Source organism: Streptomyces sp. NPDC001292 (assembly GCF_042896465.1).
Classification (GTDB): Bacteria; Actinomycetota; Actinomycetes; order Streptomycetales; family Streptomycetaceae; genus Streptomyces.
In genome coordinates, this window is the sequence record NZ_JBIAXG010000018.1 from 130,885 (window position 1) to 154,149 (window position 23,265).

Annotated in this window: 17 protein-coding genes; 9 read left to right on the forward strand and 8 right to left on the reverse strand. The window is 70.1% G+C overall.

Annotated features, from left to right (window positions below):
* Positions 1-21: 21 nt before the first annotated feature.
* The 4 genes from ACFY4A_RS20590 to ACFY4A_RS20605 all read right to left on the reverse strand — a co-directional run bounded on the left by ACFY4A_RS20590 (position 22) and on the right by ACFY4A_RS20605 (position 8,726).
* Positions 22-3,204 carry a type I restriction endonuclease subunit R gene (locus tag ACFY4A_RS20590; protein WP_390830805.1) on the reverse strand — a complete coding sequence of 1,061 codons (3,183 nt, stop codon included), beginning with the start codon at positions 3,202-3,204 and terminating at the stop codon, positions 22-24.
* The gene (locus ACFY4A_RS20595; protein WP_390830806.1) at positions 3,201-4,508 is read right to left on the reverse strand and encodes a restriction endonuclease subunit S; all 1,308 of its coding nucleotides are present in this window, start codon (positions 4,506-4,508) and stop codon (positions 3,201-3,203) included. The genes ACFY4A_RS20590 and ACFY4A_RS20595 overlap by 4 nt, the downstream gene beginning before the upstream one ends.
* On the reverse strand, positions 4,505-6,496 hold the full coding sequence (locus ACFY4A_RS20600) for an N-6 DNA methylase (RefSeq protein WP_390830807.1): 1,992 nt from the start codon (positions 6,494-6,496) through the stop codon (positions 4,505-4,507). Before ACFY4A_RS20600 ends, ACFY4A_RS20595 begins: the two co-directional genes overlap by 4 nt.
* A gap of 94 nt (positions 6,497-6,590) precedes the next feature.
* Positions 6,591-8,726 carry an N-6 DNA methylase gene (locus tag ACFY4A_RS20605; protein WP_390830808.1) on the reverse strand — a complete coding sequence of 712 codons (2,136 nt, stop codon included), beginning with the start codon at positions 8,724-8,726 and terminating at the stop codon, positions 6,591-6,593.
* Between the two features lie 206 nt (positions 8,727-8,932).
* Here ACFY4A_RS20605 and ACFY4A_RS20610 point away from each other — a divergent pair, with 206 nt between their 5' ends.
* Positions 8,933-9,202, forward strand: coding sequence for a hypothetical protein (locus ACFY4A_RS20610; protein WP_390830809.1), 270 nt, complete (start codon positions 8,933-8,935; stop codon positions 9,200-9,202).
* Positions 9,203-9,363: 161 nt separating this feature from the next.
* Here the strand turns inward: ACFY4A_RS20610 and ACFY4A_RS20615 are convergent, their stop codons facing one another.
* Both ACFY4A_RS20615 and ACFY4A_RS20620 read right to left on the reverse strand, forming a co-directional pair.
* Entirely contained in the window at positions 9,364-9,840 is a 477-nt protein-coding gene (locus ACFY4A_RS20615) for a hypothetical protein (RefSeq protein ID WP_390830810.1), read from the reverse strand.
* 67 nt (positions 9,841-9,907) lie between these two features.
* Positions 9,908-10,585, reverse strand: a complete 678-nt coding sequence (locus ACFY4A_RS20620) for a GntR family transcriptional regulator (RefSeq protein ID WP_390830811.1) — start codon at positions 10,583-10,585, stop codon at positions 9,908-9,910.
* 132 nt (positions 10,586-10,717) lie between these two features.
* Between ACFY4A_RS20620 and ACFY4A_RS20625 the strand changes: the two genes are divergently transcribed.
* Positions 10,718-13,639, forward strand: coding sequence for an AMP-binding protein (locus ACFY4A_RS20625; RefSeq protein ID WP_390830812.1), 2,922 nt, complete (start codon positions 10,718-10,720; stop codon positions 13,637-13,639).
* Between the two features lie 240 nt (positions 13,640-13,879).
* A complete protein-coding gene (locus ACFY4A_RS20630) occupies positions 13,880-15,208 on the forward strand; it encodes a peptidoglycan DD-metalloendopeptidase family protein (protein WP_390830813.1) in 1,329 nt (442 codons plus the stop codon).
* Positions 15,209-15,507: 299 nt separating this feature from the next.
* Here the strand turns inward: ACFY4A_RS20630 and ACFY4A_RS20635 are convergent, their stop codons facing one another.
* Together ACFY4A_RS20635 and ACFY4A_RS20640 are read right to left on the reverse strand one after the other, a co-directional pair.
* Positions 15,508-16,422, reverse strand: a complete 915-nt coding sequence (locus ACFY4A_RS20635; RefSeq protein WP_390830814.1) for an RNA repair domain-containing protein — start codon at positions 16,420-16,422, stop codon at positions 15,508-15,510.
* Positions 16,423-16,543: 121 nt separating this feature from the next.
* Entirely contained in the window at positions 16,544-17,395 is an 852-nt protein-coding gene (locus tag ACFY4A_RS20640) for an NmrA/HSCARG family protein (RefSeq protein WP_390830815.1), read from the reverse strand.
* Positions 17,396-17,673: 278 nt separating this feature from the next.
* On the opposite strand from ACFY4A_RS20640, the gene ACFY4A_RS20645 reads away from it, so the two are divergent.
* From ACFY4A_RS20645 to ACFY4A_RS20670, 6 genes are all read left to right on the forward strand, one after another.
* Positions 17,674-18,960: a flavin-containing monooxygenase gene (locus ACFY4A_RS20645; protein WP_390830816.1), complete on the forward strand. Its 1,287-nt coding sequence runs from the start codon at positions 17,674-17,676 to the stop codon at positions 18,958-18,960.
* A gap of 10 nt (positions 18,961-18,970) precedes the next feature.
* Entirely contained in the window at positions 18,971-19,441 is a 471-nt protein-coding gene (locus ACFY4A_RS20650; RefSeq protein WP_390830817.1) for a RidA family protein, read from the forward strand.
* A complete protein-coding gene (locus tag ACFY4A_RS20655) occupies positions 19,438-20,112 on the forward strand; it encodes a DUF1028 domain-containing protein (protein ID WP_390830818.1) in 675 nt (224 codons plus the stop codon). Before ACFY4A_RS20650 ends, ACFY4A_RS20655 begins: the two co-directional genes overlap by 4 nt.
* Positions 20,112-21,257, forward strand: a complete 1,146-nt coding sequence (locus tag ACFY4A_RS20660) for a M20 family metallopeptidase (RefSeq protein WP_390830819.1) — start codon at positions 20,112-20,114, stop codon at positions 21,255-21,257. The genes ACFY4A_RS20655 and ACFY4A_RS20660 overlap by 1 nt, the downstream gene beginning before the upstream one ends.
* A 256-nt stretch (positions 21,258-21,513) precedes the next feature.
* On the forward strand, positions 21,514-21,750 hold the full coding sequence (locus ACFY4A_RS20665) for a hypothetical protein (protein ID WP_390830820.1): 237 nt from the start codon (positions 21,514-21,516) through the stop codon (positions 21,748-21,750).
* A gap of 57 nt (positions 21,751-21,807) precedes the next feature.
* The gene (locus ACFY4A_RS20670) at positions 21,808-23,175 is read left to right on the forward strand and encodes an MFS transporter (RefSeq protein WP_390830821.1); all 1,368 of its coding nucleotides are present in this window, start codon (positions 21,808-21,810) and stop codon (positions 23,173-23,175) included.
* Positions 23,176-23,265 lie beyond the last annotated feature (90 nt).

A 23,265-nucleotide genomic window follows, 5' to 3' on the forward strand; every position in this document is an offset into this window, starting at 1 on the left:
GTGCCGATGCCCCAGCCGCTCTCAGAAGTCGTCCAGCCCCTCCTCGCGGCGGATCATCCGCCAGGCCGCGCGGCGCGCACTGCGGTCCAGGTTGGACTTGAAGTCCCGGTCCGTCCCGAAGTACCGCTTGCCGAGCGTGTCGATCGTGGAGACATGGTCCATCATGTTCTCCTCGAACTTCTTGTCGAAGACGACGCCGAAGTTCTCCTCGTCGTTGACGAGGGCGGCGGCCCGGACCTTCGGGTCCTTCTTCGTCGCGTTGAAGGCCGGGAGGACGTCCTCCTCGGTGAACTCCGTGCCGAACTTCGCGTTGAACTTCTCGATCAGCTCGGACAGCAGCGACTTCTCGGAGTCCTTCCCGCCGCCGACCCCATCGCCGAACCCCTTGAGTTCCGCAGCGCCTTCGGGAAGCAGGGACTTGTCGTGCTCGCCGGTCTTCTCGACGCGCAGGTGGCTGAGGTCGACCTCGCCTATGTCGACTCCGCCGTCCGCGAGACGGGGCAGCCGGTTGAGCAGATAACGCCCGTACAGGTACAGCCGCTCCAGGTCGGCGTCCTGGTAGGGGACGATCTGTGCGAGGAAGCCGTACTTGCGGACGTAGTCGTTGAGGTTGGCCCGGAACTCCTCGGCGGCCTCGACGTCGTCCTCCTCCTCGCTCTTCAGGAGGGTGCCGAAGCGGGTGACGGCGGGGGAGAGGAGCCGGTACAACTCGGCGTGCAGCTTCTCCCACTTGGCCTGGGAGCCGCCGGCCTTCTCCTGCGCCTCGAAGTACGCGGCGACGAACGCGTCCATGTCCTGCTCCGAGATGATCGGCGCGGACATGACGCGGCTCTGAGCCGTGTACAGGAGGTTCGGGTCGGAGGGCAGGGTGTGCGCCTCCTCGAAGTACGGGCGGAAGGCGTCCTGGATGTCCTCGGCCTCGTTGACGAAGTCCAGGACGGCCAGGTCGGCCTGCGACTTGCGGTCGGCGGTGCGGTTGAGGCGCGAGAGCGTCTGCACGGCGGCGATGCCGGTCAGCGTCTTGTTGACGTACATCGTCGTGAGGAGCGGCTGGTCGAAGCCGGTCTGGTACTTCTCGGCGACGACGAGGATCCGGTACTCCTGCTGTCCCTTGCCGCCGGCCTTCGCGGCCTTGTCGTCGGCGCGGGTATAGCCGAACGCCTTCGGCAGTGCGCTCTCCGACAGACCGCCGTTCTCCTTGCTCTCGGTGGTCTCCTCGCCGTCGATGGTGAGGGAGCCGGAGAAGGCGACCAGCACGCCGAGGTCCGGGTACTTCGTGTCGTAGTCACGGTCGGCGATGTAGCTGCGGACGGCGCGGGCCATCTGCACGGCGGAGTGGCGGGACGACGTGACCACCATGGCCTTGGCACGTCCGCCGAGCCGGCCGCGGGTGTGGGCGACGAAGTGCTCCACGATCACCTGGGCGTGCTGGGACACCGTGTGCTCGTGCATGAGCGCGAACCGGGCGAGCAGGCTGTTGGCCTTGGAGGGGTCGACCTCCTTCTCGTCGCGGTTGAGGTTCGCGAGCTTCCAGTAGGTGTTGTAGGTGACGTAGTTGCGCAGGGGGTCGAGGATGAAGCCCTCTTCGATGGCCTGGCGCATGGAGTAGGTGTGGAAGGGGCGGTAGACGGTCTTGCCGTTCTCTACGCCTTCCGTGCCGAAGAGCTCGAGCGTCTTGGACTTGGGGGTCGCGGTGAAGGCGAAGTAGGAGAGGTTGGCGGCGCGGGAGCGCTCGACCGCCTTTGCCTTCAGCTTGTCGTCCACGGTGACCGTGGTCGCGCCCTCGTCGTCCGAGTCGGCGTCCAGGCCGAGGTCGCGCAGGGCGGACTTCACGGCGGTGGCCGCGTCACCGGACTGGGAGGAGTGCGCCTCGTCGACGATGATCGCGAAGCGGGTGCCCTTGATCTCGGTCGGGTTGCGCTTGATGTAGTCCAGCAGAGCCGGGAACGAGTGCAGGGTGACCGTGACGATCTTCCCGGTGTCCCGGGAGAGGGCGCGGGCCAGCTGCTCGCTCTTCGCCCCGTGCTTCTCGTCGATCTTCACGACCAGGCCGTCGGTCTGCGAGAAGCTGCCGACGGTCGCCGAGAGCTGGGCGTCCAGGGCGCGGCGGTCGGTGATGACGATGACCTTGTCGAAGACGGGCTCGCCGGGCTTGATGCGGCCGTCGGCGAGGGCGTCGGGCCGGAGGACGTGCGGATCGCGACGGGCGTGCAGGTCGCTGAGGCGGTGGGCCAGCCAGCCGATGGTGTTCGACTTGCCGGAGCCGGCGGAGGCCATGACCAGGTAGTTCTGGCCGGCGCCGTGCACGGACGCGTGCGCGGTGAGCTTGCGGACCACGTCCCACTGGTGGAAGCGGGGGAAGATCGTCGACTTGGTGGTGCCGCCGCCGGGCGTCTTGTGCTTCTGCTGGTGCACGAAACGTTGGAGGAGGTCGAGCCAGTTGTCTCGCTGCCAGACCTCTTCCCAGAGGTAGGACGTGGCGTACTTGCCGTGAGCCGTGGGCGCCGGGTTGCTGGCCCCGCCGGGCTGACCGGGACCGTTCGAACCGGTGTTGAACGGCAGGAACCGGGTGCTCTTTCCGCGCAGCTGGGTGGTGACGAAGACCAGGTCCGGGTCGACGGCGAAGTTGGCGATCACGCGACGCGTGAAGATCAGCTCGGTCGGGTCCCGGTCGGTCCGGTACTGCTCCTTGGCCTGCTCGACGCCCTGACCGGTGAGCGGGTTCTTCAGCTCGGCGGTGGCGACGGGGATGCCGTTGAGGAACAGGGTCAGGTCGAGACGGTGGCCCCAGTCGGCCTGCTTGGTGGCGTAGGGGAGCTCTCGGACGACGGTGAGGCGGTTGGCCCGATAGCCGTCGAGAACGGAGTCGGCGGAGATGAGGTTGGGCTTGAAGTAGGCGACGCGAAGCCGAACTCCGCGATCCTTGACGCCGTTGCGGAGGACGTGGAGCAGCCCGTCATCGGCGATGGCCCGGTCGAGGCGCTGAGCGAAACCGCGCTGCGCCTCGTTGGGGTTGCCGCCATAGACGGTGAGGAGCTCGTCCCACTCGTCGGGTTGGGTTGCGCCGATGAAGGTGAACAGCTCGTTGGTGTCGAGGCCGAGGTCGGCCTGGTAATCCTCCGGGTTCGCCTCCCGCCAGCCGCGCTCGCAGAGGGCGGCGACGATGGCAGACCCGAAGGACGACTCTTCGTGCACGGGGCTCATACGGCGACTCCTTCGGTTACGTTGCGGCCGCTGGCGGTGGATACGTCGAACTGACCGGTTACGGCGGCGGTAATCAGTGACTGGCGTCGCTCCGCGAGCAGGGCGAGCTGCTGGTCGAGCACCTCTTGCGACCGCTTCCAGTGCCGGGAGTCGTGCTCCATCCGATCGGCGATGGCGGTCTGCTCGTGCGCGGGAGGGACCGGCACACGTACCGAGGCCACCTGTCCTTCGCTCAGTGACGGCACTGGACCGGGATTGACCAACTGCCCCATGTCGAGGAGCGACAGTACACTCGCCCAGAAGCGGGGATCACCGTGGGTGAACGAAATGGCCCTGACATTATCGTCGATCACCGAGGTGCGCGTGGTGATACGCCTGCGGTTCAGCAGGAGGGCGGCGCCGACGCGCGCGTAAAGGACTGCGCCAGCCGGCACGATCTGTGCCCTGAGTTCCCTTTCTGTGCTCTTCGAGATCCAGTTCTCGGCGGTCTCCATCCGCCCTATCTCGTCGGCATACTGGAAGTCACTGACCTTGATGAACGGGTAGTCCCCATTCCGCAGGCCCTGATACGCGTGCGGGAACGTAGTGCCCATGAAGAACCGGGCCATGTGCCCGATAGTGGCCGACTTCCAGTCATCGTCGGTATATCCCAGCCAGTCGATGTACGTGCTCCGGCCGGGCCGAGGCGAGCTGCTCGCGAGCCGCTCGTATAGGTAGGCGCGGGCGCGGTCGCCCCATAGCCGCTTCTGCTGTTCGCGCAGGCATATCAACGTATCAATGCGCTTGGTCTCGGCGTCGAGATACCGTGCGACACGGTGCTGGACCTCCACGGGCGGGATCGGGATGGGGACGTTACCGAGTTCGTCCTTCGTGACGTGCACCATGCCGATCATGCCGCTCGTCAGCTCGCGCTCGATCCAATGCGTTGCGGCCTTCAGCGACCAATACAGCCAATGCCGGTCGCAGCCCCTTACGGACACGTTGAAGATGTGCTGGTTCAAATAGTGGACGCCCGGCCTGCGCCACCTGAAGGGTCCGAAGGACGTCCCCGGGTTCCCGGACCAGGAGAACAGCAGATCCCCTGGCATGACACGGAACTTGTCATCGAGGACCAGGGTCGAGTGATTGAAGTTCTCGGAGCCGTTCAGGTTCTCGATCCGGATGATCGGCGTTCCGGAATCCGCGTGCTTGTCGGAGTTGAACACGTAGCCGTTGGTGAGAGACGCCAGATACTTGAACGGCATCACCTTCCAAGACTCAGGTGGGGTGGGGCCGTAGGGCAGGGCAGAATGGGGGTGGCTCATTCCGTGACCTCCGTGAGGAGTTCCTGGATCTCCGCTTCCAGCGCTTTCAGCTCCGCGTCGATTTCTGCCAACGGCCGCGGCGGCTCGTACACATAGAAGTGCCGCGTGAAGGGAATCTCGTACCCAATCTTCGTCTTGCTGTGGTCGATCCACGCATCCGGCACGTGCGGGTGGACCTCCCGTGCCAGATGCTCTTCGACGTTCTCGCCCAGCGGAACGTTCTCGTAGCCCCGCAGCTCCGCGTCCGGCTCGGGCTGGCCCTTGACGAGCTGGACCTCGCCCTTCGGGTCCCGGACGCCGATCACCTCGCGCAGCGCCTTGTTGAACGGCGCCCCCGTGGGCCACGTTCCGCCGGCCTGGACCACCGCGTCCTTCAGGGCGAGCCAGGCCTCCTGCTTCGTGGCCCAGCTCGCACCCATCAGGGACTTGAAGGCGTCCGCCAGGGCCGGGGCCTGCGGAAACTTCTGGATCGCCTTGGACGTCTCCAGCGCCGCCAGTGTCTCCTCCGTGATCTCGAACCGCAGCTTCAGCGGGCGTTCCACCGTGATCCGCTGGTAGCCGAAGTCCTCGTTGCAGAAGACCTTCACCTTGCCGTGCAACGGGTGCTCCGGGTCGCCCGCCACCGCCAGGGCCTCGCCGTACAGCTTGACCACCGTGGCGATGTGCTCCTTGCCCAGCTCCTTGCGCTTGTCACCCAGAGACTTGCGCATCTTCTGCCACTGGTCGCGGGCGTCCAGCAGGACGACCTTGCCCTTGTGGTCCGGGCTCTTGCGGTTGGTCAGGATCCAGAAGTAGGTCGAGATGCCGGTGTTGTAGAAGAGCTGGTCCGGCAGGGCGACGATGCCCTCGAGCCAGTCGTTCTCCAGGATCCAGCGGCGGATCTCCGACTCGCCCGAGCCGGCCCCGCCAGTGAAGAGCGGCGAGCCGTTGAAGACGATCGCGAGGCGCGAGCCGCCCCCGCCGTCCACGTCGACCGGCTTCATCTTGTCGATCATGTGCTGGAGGAAGAGCAGCGAGCCGTCGTTGATGCGCGGCAGGCCCGCGCCGAAGCGGCCGGCCTCGCCGAGCTCTTTGTGCTCGGTCTCGACCTCGTCCTTGACCTTCTTCCACTCCACGCCGAACGGCGGGTTGGCCAGCATGTAGTCGAAGGTCTTGCGCTTGTGGCCGTCGTCGGAGAAGGAGTTGCCGAAGGCGATGTTCTCCGGGTCCTGGCCCTTGATCATCAGGTCGGACCGGCAGATCGCCCACGACTCCGGGTTGAGCTCCTGCCCGTACACCTCCACCGTGGCGTCCGGGTTCAGCTCCGTGATCAGGTCGTCCATCGCGGAGAGCATGCCGCCCGTGCCGCACGCCGGGTCGAGGACCGTGCGCACCGCGCCCGGAAGCTGCAGCGCGTCGCCGTCCGGGGCGACGAGCAGCCGCACCATGAGCTGGATGACCTCACGTGGCGTGAAGTGCTCACCGGCCGTCTCGTTGGACTGCTCGGCGAAGCGGCGGATCAGCTCCTCGAAGATGTAGCCCATGTTGTGGTTGGGCACGACCTCGGGACGCAGGTCCAGGTCGGTGAACTTGCCGATGACCTGGTAGAGCAGCCCCGCGCCGTCCAGCCGCTTGATCTGCTGGGCGAACTCGAAGCGGTCCAGCACGCCGCGGGCGTTGTCGGAGAACGCCCCGACGTACACCGCGAGGTTCTTCGCCGCGTTCTGCGGGTCCGCCGCGATCTTCTTCAGGGTGAGCGTGGACGTGTTGTAGAAGGCGTGGCCGGAAGCCTTGCGGAGGAACTTGTCCGCGATGATGTCCTGGCCCTCGAACTTCGTCACGGTCTCCGCGACCTTCTCGCGGGTCGGTTCCAGCACGCACTCCAGTCGCCGCAGCACCGTGAACGGCAGGATGACCTTGCCGTAGTCGGACTGCTTGTAGTCCCCCCGCAGGAGGTCGGCGACGGACCACGCGTGGTTCGCCAACTCCGTGTGCTTGCTGCTGTTCAAGACTTCTTCCGCTTCCCTTCCAGGACCGTACGGATGACGTGGAGCGCGGCGGGAGGGTGGGGTCCTCGTCCGTCCGCATCATGAGTGGGGGAGTTCAAAGAGTCTCGGGTTTGCGAGGAACCAGCTGCCCGCCCGTGAGGCCGTCGGCCACGAGTCGCGCCGTCTCCTCGGCCAACTCCTCTGTCCTGCGAGCCTGTTCGCGCAGTGCGGCAACGTGCCGGAACGCCTCCCCGTACCGCCGCTGTTCCTCCAGCGGCAGCAGTGGGACGCGCAGCCGGCCCGGGCTGAGGTGCAGTGTGGAGCTCCCGGTGGAGGCGCCGGCCAGGTTGGCCTCTGAACCGAGGAAGCCGTGGAGGAACCAGGAGTCGAGCCGCGCCGGGTCGGGCCGGAAGAGGTGCACGCCCGGGCCGAGCAGCACACCCGCCTCGTCCTCTCCAGCGACCCGCGCGACGGGCCCCCCGCCGCCGATCAGGCCACGCACCAGCACGTCGCCGACAGCGATCTCCGGCGCCTGCTCGGCGGCCTGTGCGTCCTCGATCCGCCCCGTCGGCCCGCTTCCGCGAGCGATGTCGTCGCCGGTGAGGGTAGGCCGGCTAGCCACACCCGTCTCTGGATGACCCTCGCCGTCCGCCTGCCTCGGCGACGCGGGGGCTGTCCGCAGGACCTTCAGCGCGCCGCCCCGGGTCAGGTCGGACACCGTGGCCGAACGCCACTGGCGGGCCTTGTCGCCCGCAGCGTCCCACAGTTCCGTGGCGGCCAACAGCGCGACCGACCGCGCCGCACCCGTCAACGCATCCCGTGCCACGACGGCCTGGTCGGCCAGCTGCCGCGGCTCCATATCCGCCTGGGATGCACGTACCTGCCGGGCCGGGGTCACGTCGACCACCTCGTCGAGCAGGTCGACCACGCTCACCGCCCGCGCCACACCGGCCTGCGCCTCGAACCCGTCCGGGTCCTCGGCGTACGCCGTCCACGCGGAGACGATCTGCTCGGTCACCCGCGCCCAGTCCACCGCACCGGCACGGCTCCCGCCGCGCCCCGGAGCCGTGGGCTCCCCCGCGGTGTCGATGAAGAGCACCGTCTGGTACGCCGGCCGGGTCGGCTCCGGACGCTGCAGCACCCACACCTGCAGGCCGATGTGCAGCGGAATCGCCGCCCCCGGCGGCAGGGCCGCCACCGCCCGCAGTGCGCCGCTGCGGATCAGCTCGGCGCGGATGCGACGGCCGGAGGAGCGGGACGCCGTGGCCGGCGGAAGAAGCAGCGCGGCGTGGCCGCCCGGTTCGAGGTGGGCCAGCGCGTGCTGGACCCAGGCCAGTTCGGACTCGGCGCGGGGCGGGAAACCGTACGCCCAGCGTGGGTCGTAGGCGAGCTCGTCGTGGCCCCAGTCCCGGCCGCCATAGGGCGGGTTGCACAGCACGGCGTCGACGGTGAGGTCCGGGAAGGCGTCGGCGCGCAGGCTGTCGCCCGTGCGCACGGTGACGTCCACACCCTCCTCAGCCATCAGGGTCAGGCCGACCGCGGTGCGCCGTGCCTGGACGGGAAGGCTGTCCTGCCCGTACAGCTCGCGAGCGCCGCGCGCTGCGACGGCCGACAGCAAGGTGCCGCTGCCACACGCGGGGTCGAGAACCCGGGCCACAGAGCCCGGAATCAGGCGGGCCAGCAGGTCGGCGAGCGGGGCCGGCGTCCGGTAGGCGCCGCTGGCGGCGCTGTCCTCCAGCTCCCTCTCCGCCAGTACGCCCAGCGCCGTCTGCGCGCTTTCGTCGCGGACGCAGAGCAGCAGGGCGCGCAGGACCGCGGTGTCGGCATCGGTGAACTGGACGGGCTCCGTGTCCGGCACCACGTCCGCGACCTCGGCCGCCGCGTCGTTCGCTTGCTTCACCAGATCGGCGTCGGACAGCGCGTGCAGACCAGTGAGGTCGTGGGCGGGGCGGCGGGCCGCCGCTAGCACCAGCAGGAGCAGGTCGGACGCACCGGCGCCGGGCCGCTCGCGGAGGCGCAGGGTGGTGCGCAGCTCCCCGCTGGGTGTGGCCGCCGTGTGCTGTCCGCGTGAGGCGAGCCAGGCGCGGACCTCCTCCAGGTCGTACAGCGGGCTGCTGTCCGTGCCGCCCGAGGGCGCGGGGAAGTCGTCGTGCCGGCGTCGCCAGTTGCTGACGGTGGCGCGCGTGACGCCCGCGATGCGGGAGATCTCGGCGGCTGTCACCTGGGCGGATGGTGCGGATGGCTGCGACATGGGTGTGGTCCTGGCTCCGATGGGCGGCGTGGTTACACTCTACAGCACGAGTCACCTCCGGGAAGCCGTTGGACAATGTTTTCACGGTAGTTATTACATGTAATCGCTTCCGGTGGTGAGCGTCTCCCACCGGTGCCCGGCTCCGTGTGGCCGCCCGGCCGGCCGCTGCGGGCGGGTCGGGCCGTGCGGCCGCCTATGGTAGGGGCATGGGCGAGATCGTCGTCGTGTACGAGGTCGACAGGGCGGTGGCCACACGCCCACCGCGTGGTGAGGAATGGCTCGTCCGCCGGGTGCACGCGGCGCCTGCCGCGCCAGGGTCCCCCGACACGACTGGACCACGAACCCTCTGCGGCAAGGACACCTTCGCCATGGAGACGACCTGCTGGAAGCCCTCCGAGCACTCTGAGGCACCGTGGTACCCCGCGGAGTACGCAACCGCGGTCTGCCCCGACTGCGACGCCGTGATGGAGACCTGACCGGCGCGCCGACCGCCCCGAGGTGGCTGCGTCGCCGGAGAGGGTTCCGCGACCCGTGGGGCTCGTAAGGTCATCGCTGCAGGTGAGCAGTGGTGTCTCTGGGTTGCGGGTGGTGGCTGGGACGCGGTCCCGGTGATCGTGTCGCTGGTGTTCGAGGGCTGTCAGCCTGGGCCACCTTGCATGATTGCCTGCTGACGTCCGGTTGGCGTTCGGCCGCCGATCGACCGTGAGTGACCGCGGATCGCTGTGGAGCGCCGCCCGTGGTGGCACGCATGCCGGTTGATCCATCTGTCGCTCGCTCCCGGGCCGGTACCCCGCCGGTGCGTGATCCGGTCGCTCGCCGGTAACTCAGCGTGGATGCTCGGCCGGACCTCCACGATGGCGTCGGCGTCCTCCCGGTCGCCCTCCTCGTCGCGCCAGAGGTAGACCCGCACGTGCTTCGCCCGGTGGAGGCCGCACGCCTTCCACTCGGTCATCAGGTCGGCGATGACGAGGGAGAGGGCGTACTGGGGGCCCTCGCTCGAATCGTCGGCGGTGATCGTGCCCCGCCACCGTTCGGGGTCGCTGCCGTAGGGGCGCCATCCCTCCGAGCCGTGCGGCTCGAACACCCGGTATGCCCAGTCCGTCTCGGTGCCCACAGCACCGATCCTGTCACTGCGAGGAGCACCATGCGCCGCATCGGATCCTGTGGGCTCCGCTCGCGGTTCACCCGGCATCGGGTGTCGGCTCCGTCACCTGCCTCCAAGTACGCACCAGCTGGCTGAACTCCTTGACCTGGACGAGCACGTGGTCGCGGGCGGCGTTCTCCGCGGTCTCGGTGTCGCCGCCGGCGATGGCGTCGGCGATCCCGCGGTGCTCGGCCAGCGAGCGCCGCATGCGATCCGGCACGCGCAGCTGCAGTCGGCGGTACGGCTGCAGGGCTCGCTTGAGCGCATGGGCCTGCTGCCTCAGGTACTCGTTGCCGCAGGAGTCGTAGATGATGCCGTGGAACCAGGCATTGGCGTAGTAGTAGCTGTCGGCGTCGCCGGTCGTCGCGTGCTTCTCGCATTCCCGCAGGGCGCGTTCGAGCTCGTCCAGTGACTCCCGCTCGATGCGGCGGGCGGAGAGCCGTGCCGCCATTCCCTCGAGTTCGGCCATGACCTCGAAGCGTTCGGCCAGCTCCGAGATGCTCAACTCGGTGACGTAGGTGCCGCGTTTGGGGCGGATCCGCACCAGCCCGGAGCGCTCCAGGGCCTGGAGGGCTTCTCGGATCGGCGTGCGGGAGCATCCGAACTCGCGCTCGAGCTGTGCTGGATCCAGGCGTTCACCGGGTCGGTAGCGGCCGTCGATGACGGCCGTCTCGAGCGCGTCCCGTACGCGCTGGGATTCCGGGACTCGGGCCATGGACACCTCCGAGCCCACATTATCCGGCCTGTCCAAGGGATGGCGCATCTCACATGCGAGCTGTTATATACATCAGGCGCCTTCACGTATATGAAATGCGCAAGAAACCAGAGGCACGGGGAAGGAGTGGCGATGGGACGCCATGACGGCTGGCTGCTGACCGAGCTGTTCCAGGCGCTCGGGCGACGGCGCGGCGGCGACCCTGCGGCCGGAGAACCGCACGACCCCCCGCTGGACCAGCTGCTCGCCGCCTGCGAAGTCCTGATGAGCGACGTGGGCGAAGCCTCGATGCGCGCGGTCGCGGCTCGGGCCCTGACCGCCTACGACGAACTCGACGACACCGGAAGGCTCGCCTTCTTCACCCACGTCACCAAGACCTACGACGTCGACGCCGAGCGGGTCCGCACCGCCTTCCACCGGTGGGAGGACGCCAGGAACTCCGGATCCCAGGGCGAGGAGGAGCTGGTGCGGCTCTTCGACGTGGTCGAGCCGGCCCGCCAGCAGCTGCTCCGCCGGATGAACCACGCACCGGACGCCACGCTCGCCCTGGTCCGGATGCGCGCGGACCTGCGTCGGCTGATGCGCCGTCACCCCGAGCTGCTGTCCCTCGACCATGACTTCCACCATCTGCTCACCTCCTGGTTCAACCGCGGCTTCCTGCGCATGGAGGAGATCACCTGGGAATCACCGAAGGAGCTGCACGACCATCTGCTGCGGTACGAGAAGGTCCACCCGATGGCGGGCAGGGCCGAGCTCCGCCGCCGTCTGCAGCCCGAGGACCGCTGTGTCTACGCCTTCTTCCACCCGGCCACCGCGAACGTGCCGCTGATCTTCGTGGAGGTCGCGCTGGTGCGCGGCATGCCGGACAGCATCGCCCCCTTGCTGGAGAACGGCCCGGCACTGAGCCCCTCCAGAGCGGATACGGCAGCGCTCTACTCGATCAACAACGCCCTGGACGGCCTGGCCGGCGTCTCCTTCGGCAGCTTCCTCATCAAGCAGGTCATCGAACAGGTGGGGGAGCAGCTGCCGCACCTCACACACTTCGTCACGCTCTCGCCCATCCCCGGATTCCGGCGCTGGCTCGGCGAGCAGGCCGAGCGGGACGCCGATCTACGGCCGCTCGTCCGGCAGTTGGACGCCGTGGAGGAGCCGGCGGACCTCAGCGCGGAGGACGTCGAGCAGATCCGTCCCCGGCTCTTTCCCGCCCTGGCCCGGTACATCGCGGTCGAACGGCGCGACGACGGGCGCCCCCTCGACCCGGTCGCCCGCTTCCACCTGGGCAACGGGGCCACCGCCTGGCGGCTGAACTGGCCGGCGAACAACTCACCGGAGGCCTGGCGACAGTCCTACGGCGCGATGATCAACTACCGCTACGAGCCGGAGCAGCTGGAGCGCCGGCACGAGAACTTCGTCCGCCACCGCACCGTGGCCGCCGGCGGGCCGCTGCAGCAGATCCTGCGCGACGCCCCGACGGATCCCCGCACCCGAGACACGTCCACCACCGCGGACGACGAGAGAGGAACACCCTCGATGGCGCCCTTCACGACCATCCACCGGTCCTTCATCCAGCAGGCGGAACGACGGCCGGACAAGGCGCTCTTCGAACTGCCCGACGGGCGGAGGATCACCTACCGCGAGACCGCGCAGACCGTGCAGCGGATCGCCGCCCGACTCGTCGCCGACGGCGTCACCCCCGGTGACCGGATCGCCATGCAGGTGGAGAAATCCCCCGAGGCCGTCGCACTGTACCTGGCGACCCTGCAGATCGGCGGCGTCTTCCTGCCGCTCAACACCGCCTACACCGGCGCGGAGATGGAGTACTTCATCGGCGACGCTCAGCCCCGCGTCCTCGTCTGTTCCCCCGACCGCCTGGCCGACCACGCGCACCGCGCGGAGCAAGGGCTCGTCGTCGAGACCCTCGGCACCGCCGGCGACGGCACCCTCCTCGACGGCGACGGCCGGCACGAGGACGTCTTCGACGCATCGGCCGACGACCCGGCGGCGATCCTCTACACGTCCGGCACCACCGGGCGTTCCAAGGGCGCCGTGCTCTCCCACGGCAACCTCGCCTCCAACTGCCGGGCGCTGCTGGACGCCTGGCAGTACACCGCCGAGGACCGGCTGATCCACGCCCTGCCGATCTTCCACATCCACGGGCTCTTCGTCGCCGCGAACATGACCCTGACGGCGGGCGCCTCCATGTACTACCTGCCGAAGTTCGACGCCGAGACGATCGTCGACCTGCTGCCCCGGGCCACGGTACTCATGGGCGTCCCCACCTTCTACACCCGGCTGCTGAAGAACAGCCGGCTCACTCCCGGGGCCTGCGCATCGATGCGGCTTTTCGTCTCCGGCTCGGCTCCGCTGCTCGCGAGCGACCACCAGGCCTTCGAGGCCCGCACGGGCCACGCCATCCTGGAGCGCTACGGGATGACCGAGACCGGCATGAACACCACCAACCCGTACACGGGCGGACCGCGCAAGCCCGGCACTGTCGGCATGCCGCTCGCCGGGACCGAGATCCGGGTGGTGGACGGCAAGACCGGCCGGCCGCTGCCCGACGGCGAGGTCGGCAGCATCGAGGTCCGCGGCCCGAACGTCTTCACCGGCTACTGGCAGTTGCCCGAGAAGACCGCCGCGGAGTTCCGCGAGGACGGCTTCTTCATCACCGGCGACCTGGGCCGGATCGACGAGGACGGCTATCTGTGCATCGTCGGCCGGGGCAAGGACCTCGTGATCTCCGGGGGCTACAACATCTACCCCAAGGAGATCGAGGAACTTCTCGACGCCCACCCCACGGTGCGGGAGTCCGCCGTGATCGGCGTCCCCCATCCGGACTTCGGCGAGACGGTGGTGGCCGTCGTCGTACCCGCCCCGGACCAGCAGCCCCAAGAGGCGGAACTGCTGGACTTCGTCGCCAAGGACCTCGCCCGGTTCAAGCACCCGCGCGCGGTGCGCGTCGTCGACGCCCTGCCCCGCAATGTGATGGGGAAGGTGCAGAAGGCCGAACTGCGCCGGCGCTACGCCGACCTGTTCACCGGCGCGGACGCCTGATCCACCGGCCGGCCGTGGACAACGGCGGCGGCCGGCCCACCCCTGTCCCACCCTGCAAGTCCGGTGTTTCCCAACTGTCCGCGTGTGCCCAGGAAAGTGGCAGGGCCATGCGAGAGGGCAGTACCTGCGAGGTTCGCCGGGGGTGCTGACAGTCGGCATCGCAACGCGAGAGGCTTGACGGCGTACATTCAACCACGCGCGCTTCGGTGGCTTCCGGAGCGCAGGTCTCGAAGGAGATGGATGTTCCGACGAAGTGATCCACGCGTTTGTCGAAGCAGGGTCGCGGGCGTTCTGCTGCTGGCCGCCGCCGCACTGTCGCCCGCCTTCCCGGCCGTCGCCGCCGACGGCTCCGGTACCCGTTCCGAGACCGCAGCGGTGGCCTCCGCGGATCCGAAGGCCGCGGTCACCGAGCGGCTGCGGGCGCGTGCCGAGAAGGCCATGGGAGCCGCCGCGGCCCGCGAGGACCGGCCCATCGTCAGGGTCGTCCGGAAGTCGGGCCGGTGGGCGTTCGGCACCGCCGTGATGGCCACCGAGAAGGGCTCGGAACGGATGCCGCAGGGCTGGCTGTTCGTCGCCGAGCGCCAGGACGGCGAGTGGCGTGCGGCCCTCGAGGGCGAGGAGCGGTTCGCCGACATCTCCCGGCGCTCCCCGGTCGTCGGAGCGCGAGAGAAGGCCCTGTTCGCCCAGCAGGACGGCAAGCAGAGGGACGCCCTCGAGAAGGGCGACGTCCGCGGCCCGGCGGACGTCCGCAAGACCCGGAACCTCTCCAAGCCGTCCGGTGAGACCGAGTCCGAAGGCGAGGTCGGCCTCCTGTCCGCGGGCGGCGACTACCGGACGGGCATGGCGCTCCCCACGACCATAGGTGCCAACACCGTCCTGACCAGCGGCCCTCATGGCTGGGGCGGCTACGAGTCGCCGTGGAGCTCGATCGACCTCGCCGGTGGCGACGAGGTCGTGCGCGCGGCCCGGCAGGGCAACGCCTACACCATGTGCACGGGCTGGATCCGGGTGATCCACGACCGCGGGTACGCCACCGACTACTACCACCTGTGGAGCAACATCAACACCAACGGCGGCTGGGTCAACACCGGTGACTACCTCGGGTACACGGGTACGGACGTCACCTGCGGAGGCGCCGCGTACGGCCGCCACGTGCACTTCGCGTTGCGGCAGGACGGCGCCTACATCGGGATCGCCGGCCACGGCATCGGCAAGTGGGTCCTCTACAACGGCGGTGCCGCGTACCAGGGCGGCGCCCTGCACGGCAGCTACTGGGTCGGTGCCGGCGGCACCCTCTACAACTACGGGGTGCTCGGCTTCAACCAGGGCATCGTCGACGCCAACGGAGGGGGCTCGGTCAACAGGCGCTCGGGACCAGGCACCGGTTACGGCATAGCGGGATCGGTGGCCGACGGGGCGACCGTGACCGTGTCCTGCTCCGCCAACGGAACCTCGCACACAGGCCGCTACGGCACCACGAGCCTGTGGAACAAGCTGTCCGACGGCACATGGATCAGTGACGCCTATATGTGGAGCGGGGTCAACGGACCGATCAACGGCTGGTGCTGACACCGCTGCCCCGGGCATGAGGGGCTCCCGCCGTCCTGCTGCTCGGGCCCCTCATGTGGACGCTCGACGCCGGGCAGCCGGCCACGGACAGCGCCCGCAAGGTGATCTGGGCCGGCAGCGGCACCCCGAAGCTCGCCTGGGAGGACCGTGATCGGCGGGCTCCTTCGTCCTCGGCTTGATCTCCCGGCGGGCCACCAGGTCGACGATGGCTCCGCGCAGGGCGCGTCCGTGCCGGTCGCGGGCGGTGAACTTGAGCCGGTCGGCGACCTGCGTGATCGTTGCCCCAGCCCGCCATGGCCTCACCTGTCGGTGATCGCGGAGAGCCATGCCGTGTCCTCCGGGCCCGGCGCTTCGGGGCCGGGCGCGGGCAGCCGGCGGAGCTCGCCCGTTCGCAGGGCGACCGTGGCCCGTGGCCGCATCGGACCGTCGCCCCTGCGTGAGAGCAGGACGAGTTCCCAGACTGTCGCCGTCATGGCGTCGAGCCGGGTGGCGCAGTCGGCGGTGACTCGCCGCGGATCCCGGGTGCGGCCCAGGGACAGATGTGGGGTGAAGTTCTTGGCGGGCCCACTGCAGCGCGGGAACCGCTCCTGCAGTGCGCGGTGCAGGTCCGCCCACGGCGCCTCGCCGGCTGCCGTCGGGTCGAGCCACACGGTGAAGTACGCCCTGTGCCGGAAGGTGCGCACCCCGTCCAGCCGGGCGGTGAAGACCGGCGTCCCGGCCGTCGCCGCGGCGAGCAGCGGGGCGGCCCGCTCGAAGTCGGACTCCGGCACGAAGCCGAAGAGCACATTGACGTGCGGCGGCCAACGGTGGATCTGCGGATCGTAATCCCGGCGGATGTCCTGGATCGGCGGCCACAGCTCCGCGGGCGGGATCCAGGCCACCGCCGTGCGGGCCGTCGGCGACACGTCGAGGACGCCGTCGGGCTCGCCCCTGCCGGAGCTCGTGTCGCGGCTCAGGCCCGCTTCCGGGTCCCGCACCCGGCCGGCGCCCGAGGCGTCGATGCGGTCCATGCCCGTGGCCCGGTCCCAGACCACCTCGCCGTCCGCCTCGATGAGCACCACCCGGTGCCACGGGATGTCGCCCCCGGGCACGAAGGAGGGCAGCGGGATGCGTTCGAGGCCGTCCCCGCGCCGGCTGATCCCCAGCACGAACCGGGCCGGGTCGAACCGCGGGTCCCAGCGGATCCGGTTGTAGATCTCGTCGCTGGTTCGCATCACGCCTCCTCTCCCGCCTTCACACCTTGTCTTCCTCCAGGGTGCCGGCGGCGTACTGGCCTGGCGGGTCCGGCTCTCGTGAGACATCGGCGCGGGTGGTGACGGTATCGGCGCGGCTGCTTCAGCGGGCCGTCGCGAACGTGCGGTGCGCCCAGTCGGCGAAGCTGGTCCAGTGGATCTCCGGGTGCGCGGCATGCAGTGCGGGGATGTCGACGCGGTAGCCGGGTCCGTTCAGAAACGTCCACATCGCATGCATGTCCGGGTTGGTGACCGCCGTCAAAGGCACTTGCTCATGGCGGACCTCCCGTCCCAGCGCCGCGCCCAGCGCGGCCGCCATCTGAACGGGAGTGGGCGCATCGCCGGCCAGTTCAATGCGCTGCCCGACGTAGGGGGCAGGGTTCAGCAGCACTTCCGCAGCGAACGCGCCCAGGTCGGGGCGGGCAAGCTGTTGCAGCGGCCGATCGGGTGGCAGCGGCAGGTCGAGAACGCCGCTGAGGACGCGCTCCGCTCCGCCGAGTGCGTTGTCGAAGAAATACGTCGGCCCCAGAATCGTATGGGGCACATCGCCGGAGGCCAGCTCGGCCTCGATGCGTGCCTTGCTGTCGAAATGCGGTACCCCGCTCCTCTGGTCGGCACCGGCGACCGAGCTGAACACGAGATGCGGCACACCCGTCTCCTGGGCAGCGGTCAGGATCGCCCGTCCCTGCTCCACCTCCGCCTCCAGGCCGGCCTCGAAGGGGGTGGTGAACGCGAAGACCCCGGCCACCCCGGTCATCGCGGCGGCGAGCGACCCGCGATCGCTCAGGGATCCCGCCGTCACTTCGACACCCTGGTCGGCCAGTTCCCGCGCCGCCTTCCGCGCGGGGTCGCGCACCAGTGCGCGGACCCGGGCCCGGCGGTCCAGCAGCGCGTCGGTCACCGCCCTGCCCTGTCCTCCCGTTGCCGCAAGCACCAGGATCGGCTCATCGACCATCGAAGAGTTTCCTTCCTTGGGGGCGGGCGCGGCAGGGGATCGCCGGCGCCGACCCCAAAGGTAACCGTCCGCCGCTGACGACACGCCCGGCGTCGCGTCCCTCGATCTGACTGCGCGCCGACAACCCCGTCGCCCTGTGCCCCGTCTGAATCCAAAAATCAGATCACCTAAAGCGGAAACATCTGTTCGACAGGTCTCCAGAGGCGCCCCAGGATGTCTCGAGCGGTAGCACAGTCGACGCGACACCGGGATGGACTACCGCCTGAGGGGAGGCTGACATGCCGAGTGAAGAGACTGAAGTAGTCGTCGTCGGGGCGGGCCAGGCAGGCGTCGCGATGAGCGAGCACCTGGGCGCCCACGGCGTACCGCACATCGTCCTGGAGCGGCACCGGATCGCCGAGCGGTGGCGCTCGGAGCGGTGGGACTCCCTGGTCGCGAACGGGCCCGCGTGGCACGACCGGTTCCCCGGGCTGGAGTTCTCCGACGTCGGCCCCGACGCCTTCGCCTCGAAGGAGCAGGTCGCGGACTACTTCGTCACCTACGCCGAGAAGATCGGTGCCCCGATCCGGTGCGGTGTCGAGGTGACCTCGGTGCGGAAGCACGCCGGTCGGCCCGGCTTCCGGGTCGAGACGTCGGAGGGTTCCATCGACGCGCGCTTCGTCGTGGCCGCGACCGGACCGTTCCAGCGGCCCGTGATCCCGCCCATCGTCCCGGACGGCGCCGTCCCCGTGCAGATCCACTCCAGCGGGTACCGCAACCCGGAGCAACTGCCCGAGGGCGCGGTCCTCGTGGTCGGGGCCGGCTCCTCGGGGGTCCAGATCGCCGACGAGCTGCGCCGGTCCGGTCGCCGGGTCGTCCTCTCCGTCGGTCCGCACGACCGTCCTCCCCGCGAGTACCGCGGACGTGACTTCTGCTGGTGGCTCGGTGTGCTCGGGATCTGGGACGCGGAGACCCCTCCCCGAGGTGCCGAACACGTCACCATCGCGGTCAGCGGCGCTCACGGCGGCCACACCGTGGACTTCCGTGCCCTGGCCGGCGCCGGCATCGAGCTCGTCGGCCTGACCGCGTCCTACGACGACGGCGTACTGCGCTTCGCGCCGGACCTCGCCGCGAGCATCGCGCTCGGCGACGCCAAGTACCTCGCGTTCCTCCGGGATGCCGACGAGTACGTCGAGCGCAATGGGCTCGACCTCCCCGAGGAGCCGGAGGCCCACGTCCTCGGGCCGGACCCGGACTGCGTGACCAGTCCGCTCCTGGAACTCGACCTGGCCGAGGCCGGCGTCACCTCGATCGTCTGGGCGACGGGCTTCGCCACCGACTACGGCTGGCTCGAGGTCGACGCGTTCGACGAGAACGGTCGGCCGGACCAGCGACGAGGAGTGTCCTGCGAGCCCGGCGTCTACTTCCTGGGCCTGCCCTGGCTGTCCCGCCGCGGCTCGAGCTTCATCTGGGGCGTATGGCACGACGCCAGGTACGTCGCCGATCACATCACGATCCAGCGGGGCTACCTCGCGTACGGCACCACCGACCGGCCCGGCGCAGCGCCGGCGACCCTGAAGAACTGAGGAGTAGACGATGACCTCCCCGAGCGGGGGCCGCCAGGCGCAGGCCCCGATCGTCGCCGGCGGGCACACCCGGATCCGCCCGTTCAACACGCGTGACACCTATCCCGAGCAGAACCTCGACAACGACCTCTGCCAGGCCGTCGTCGCAGGCAACACGGTGTACGTCCGGGGCCAGATCGGCCAGGACCTCGGCACCAGCGAGTCCGTGGGCATCGGCGACGCCGAGGCCCAGGCCGAGCGAGCCATGGCCAACATCAAGACGTTGCTCGAAGAAGCGGGCAGCCGGATGGAGCACCTGGTCAAGCTGACCATCTACCTGATCGACCCGCGCTACCGCGAGGCGGTGTACCGCACCGTGGGCCGCTGGACCAAGGGCGTGCACCCCATCTCCACCGGACTGGTGGTCTCCGCCCTCGCCCGCCCGGAGTGGCTGTGCGAGATCGACGCGATCGCCGTGATCCCCGGGGAGGAGCGGGCATGACCTTCTCCCTGGTGGTGCGCGACGGTGAGCGGTTCGGCATCGCGGCCAGCTCGTCGAGTCCGGCGGTCGCCGCCCGGGTCGTCCATCTGCGGCCCGGGGTCGGCGCGGCGGCTTCGCAGAACGTCACCGACCCCACACTCGGCACGAGCCTGCTGGACGGGCTGGCGGACCACGGCGACGCGGAACGCGCCCTGGCCGACGTCATCGGAGCGGCGCGGAACGCGAAGTCCATCGAGTACCGGCAGTTGACCGTGCTGGGCCGCTCCGGCGCCGGGTTCGCCCACAGCGGCTCGCGGACGCTCGGCAGGCACGCCTCGGCCACCGCGGACGGCGCGGTGGCGGCCGGCAACATGCTGTCCGGCGAGCACATCCCCGGCGTTCTCCTCGACGCCTACGCCACGGCCACCGGGGAGATCGAGGAGCGTCTGCTCACCGCCCTGAAGGCCGCCGTCGCGGCCGGCGGCGAGGAGGGGCCGGTGCACTCCGCGGGCCTGGCGGTCGTCGCGGACGTGGACTGGCGGGTGACCGACCTGCGGGTGGACTGGGCCGAGGACCCCGTGGACCGGCTCGGCGAACTCCTCGACGTCTGGCTGCCGCAGCGGGACGACTACGTGCGGCGCGGACTCGACCCCGCCTCCGCTCCTTCGTACGGCGTCCCGGGCGACCTGTGATGAGCGCGCTGAAAGAGGCGGCCCGCCAGGCGGTCGACCGTCGGGCCGAGGAGCTGATCGGCCTCTCCGAGCGGCTGCACGCCGACCCGGAGACCGCCTGGGAGGAACACCGGGCCGCCGCCGCCGTACCGGAACTGCTGGACCGCGCCGGATTCGACGTCACCTCGTCCTACCTGGGCCTGGAGACGGCGTTCCTCGCCCGGTTCGGGGGCGGGCCCGTCCGGATCGCGCTGTGCGCCGAGTACGACGCGCTGCCGGGGCTCGGCCACGCGTGCGGGCACAACCTCATCGCGGCGGGTTCGGTGGGGGCCGCGCTCGGCCTGGCCGCCGTCGCCGACGACGCCGGCCTCACCGTCGAGGTCTACGGAACCCCGGCCGAGGAAGGCGGCGGCGGCAAGATCGAGATGCTCGACCGGGGCGCCTTCGCCGGAGTGGACCTCGCGATGATGGTGCACCCGGCGCCGGTCGACGTCGCCGAGGCCCGCCCGTTCGCGGTCAGCCACTCCAGGATCTCCTACACCGGGAAGTCCGCGCACGCCGCGGCCTATCCGGAGGCCGGGGTCAACGCGGCCGACGCCTTCACCGTGGCCCAGGTCGCGATCGGCCTGCTGCGCCAGCAACTGCCGGCCTCGGCCAGGGTGCACGGTGTGGTGACCCACGCCGGGGACGCCCCGAACGCCATCCCGGAGCGGTCGACCGGCCGTTGGTACGTGCGGGCGGAGACGCTCGCCGAACTGGCGGAGCTGGAGCCACGGGTCATGCGGGCCTTCGAGGCCGGTGCCCTCGCGACCGGCTGCGAGCTGGAGATCGAGCCGGAGAGCAAGCCGTACGCGGAGTTCCGTACGGACGAGACCGCCCTCGGGCACTACCGTGCGAACGCCCTCGCCCTGGGACGGGAGTTCGCGCCGCCCGGCCAGGCCGCGCGGATGAACCGCGCCTCCACCGACATGGGCAACGTCTCGCAGGTGGTGCCGGCCATCCACCCCTACATCGGCATCGGATCCCTGCCCGCCACCAACCACCAGCACGAGTTCGCCGCGTACTGCGTGGGCGGAACGGCGCAGCGGGCCCTGCTCGACGGAGCGATCGCGCTGGCCTGGACCGGCGTGGACCGCAGCGCGCCGACCGGGGGAGCGGCGGCGTGACGGGGACGGCCGCGACCGTGGCCGCGCGGACCGGCCGCGTGCTGCGGAAGCCCCTGGGAGACGTTCCGCCCGGATCCGGTCCGGCAGTGGTCGCCATCGGCCGGTCCGGCGGGGTCCACCGCGGCCACCGGCGGCGGCCCGCGGTCATCCGGCGCCGCGCCGATGCCCTCGGCGTGGCGGCCGGTGCGGTGACCTTCGCCCGCGACCCGCTCGGTCTGCTCGCCCCGGACCGCCTTCCCGCGACGCTCGGCGTGTCGTGCGGGGCATCACCGCCAACCGGAACCGGCTCGCGGAGACCGTCGCCGCCTCCACCGGACTGGTCACCGCGCTCAGCCCCGCACTCGGCTACGAGACCGCCTGCGCCCTCGCGCTGGAGGCGCACCACACCGGCAGGCCCGCGCTCGACCTCATACGCGAGCGCGAGCTGCTGACCGAGGCGGAACTCGACGAGCTCACCAGCCCCGCCTCCCTGACCGGCCTGCCCGCGCTCTGAGGGCACGGACACCGGCACAGCTCCGGCTTCTCCACCCATCCCCACAAGGAGGCGCGTATGCGCACCTGTAACAGCGGCGCCACGACGACCGAAGTCGCGGTGGCCACCGACGCGGCCGCACTGCGCAGGAGCGTCGCCGCGGGAGCCGTCGGCGTGTTCGTGCACTGGTTCGACTGGGCGGCCTACGCCTATCTGGCCAGTACCGTCGCGACCGTGTTCTTCCCGGCCGAGAACAGCACGACCGGACTGCTCGCCGTGTTCGGTGTGTTCGCCGTGTCGTTCGGCATTCGGCCGATCGGTGCCCTGGTGTTCGGACCGCTCGGCGACCGGATCGGCCGCAAGCGCACCCTGTCGCTGGTCATCTTCATGATGTCCGGCGCGACCCTGACGATCGGTCTGCTGCCCGGTTACGCGTCGATCGGGATCGCCGCCCCGGTGCTCCTGGTGGTCCTGCGCCTGATCCAGGGCTTCGCCGCGGGCGGCGAGTTCGGCAGCGCGGCGAGCTTCCTCGCCGAGAGCGCCCCCCGGCGCCGTCGCGGATTCGGTGTGAGCTGGCTGGAGGTCGGCTCCCTGCTCGGCTTCCTCGCCGGCTCGTTCGTCTTCCTGCTGCTGTCCACGGGACTCGACGACCACCAGCTGACCTCCTGGGGCTGGCGCATCCCCTTCCTCGTCTCCGCGCCGCTGGGCGTCATCGGCTTCGTCATCCGCAACAAGATCGAGGACACCCCGGAGTACCGGATGCTCGAGGCCAACGACTCCGTCCCGCGCAGCCCCGCGCGGGAGCTGCTGCGCTCCCACAAGCGGCAGCTGCTCCAGGCGGCGGGCCTGATGGCGGCCATGCACGTGCCCTTCTACGCGGTGCTGACCTACCTCGTCACCTACGAGACCGACCACCTGGGGCACTCGGCCGACGGCGCCGCACTGCTGTCCACGGTGATCTCGCTGCTGGGGCTGGTGCTGGTGCCGCTGTTCGGCCTGCTGTCCGACCGGGTGGGACGCAAGCCGGTGTTCGTCGGGGCGACGGCGGCCCTGCTGGTCGTCTCCACCCCGGCCTTCCTCCTGATGCGGACCGGGCTCGCCGGGACCTGGATCGCCGGTCTGCTGCTCGGCGTGATCCTGGCGGCCATCCTCGGCACGTACGCGGTGTGGTCGGCGGAGACCTTCCCCACCCGCACCCGTCAGAGCGGTCTGTCCATCGCCTACAACGTCACCGCCGCCCTGTTCGCCGGCACCGTGCCGTACCTGATGACCGTGCTCATCTCCGTGACCGGCAGCACCCTGGTGCCCGGCCCGTATCTGATGGTGTTCGCCGTCGGCGGTCTCGTCGCCGCCCTGACCCTGCGGGAGACCGCCGGTTCCGCCCTGCTGCGCCCCGAGGACGTGCCCGAGGACGTGTCCGAACCGGCGCCCGCCGAGGCCCGCTAGGGCGTGTTTCGAAAGTAGCGCCGTCCGCCCGGAGGGCGGGCCCCGCGGCGTCTGGTGCGGTGCATCGCAAGGCGGAGGGTCGTCCGCGTA

Excerpts from the sequence above, each read along its gene's own strand:
- ACFY4A_RS20670 (WP_390830821.1), top strand. The coding sequence starts at position 21,808 with ATGCGCACCTGTAACAGCGGCGCCACGACGACCGAAGTCGCGGTGGCC.
- ACFY4A_RS20650 (WP_390830817.1), top strand. The coding sequence starts at position 18,971 with ATGACCTCCCCGAGCGGGGGCCGCCAGGCGCAGGCCCCGATCGTCGCC.
- ACFY4A_RS20660 (WP_390830819.1), top strand. The coding sequence starts at position 20,112 with ATGAGCGCGCTGAAAGAGGCGGCCCGCCAGGCGGTCGACCGTCGGGCC.
- ACFY4A_RS20645 (WP_390830816.1), top strand. The coding sequence starts at position 17,674 with ATGCCGAGTGAAGAGACTGAAGTAGTCGTCGTCGGGGCGGGCCAGGCA.
- ACFY4A_RS20655 (WP_390830818.1), top strand. The coding sequence starts at position 19,438 with ATGACCTTCTCCCTGGTGGTGCGCGACGGTGAGCGGTTCGGCATCGCG.
- ACFY4A_RS20590 (WP_390830805.1), bottom strand. The coding sequence starts at position 3,204 with ATGAGCCCCGTGCACGAAGAGTCGTCCTTCGGGTCTGCCATCGTCGCC.
- ACFY4A_RS20620 (WP_390830811.1), bottom strand. The coding sequence starts at position 10,585 with ATGGCCCGAGTCCCGGAATCCCAGCGCGTACGGGACGCGCTCGAGACG.
- ACFY4A_RS20630 (WP_390830813.1), top strand. The coding sequence starts at position 13,880 with ATGTTCCGACGAAGTGATCCACGCGTTTGTCGAAGCAGGGTCGCGGGC.
- ACFY4A_RS20625 (WP_390830812.1), top strand. The coding sequence starts at position 10,718 with ATGGGACGCCATGACGGCTGGCTGCTGACCGAGCTGTTCCAGGCGCTC.
- ACFY4A_RS20640 (WP_390830815.1), bottom strand. The coding sequence starts at position 17,395 with ATGGTCGATGAGCCGATCCTGGTGCTTGCGGCAACGGGAGGACAGGGC.
- ACFY4A_RS20595 (WP_390830806.1), bottom strand. The coding sequence starts at position 4,508 with ATGAGCCACCCCCATTCTGCCCTGCCCTACGGCCCCACCCCACCTGAG.
- ACFY4A_RS20605 (WP_390830808.1), bottom strand. The coding sequence starts at position 8,726 with ATGTCGCAGCCATCCGCACCATCCGCCCAGGTGACAGCCGCCGAGATC.
- ACFY4A_RS20610 (WP_390830809.1), top strand. The coding sequence starts at position 8,933 with ATGGGCGAGATCGTCGTCGTGTACGAGGTCGACAGGGCGGTGGCCACA.
- ACFY4A_RS20635 (WP_390830814.1), bottom strand. The coding sequence starts at position 16,422 with ATGCGAACCAGCGACGAGATCTACAACCGGATCCGCTGGGACCCGCGG.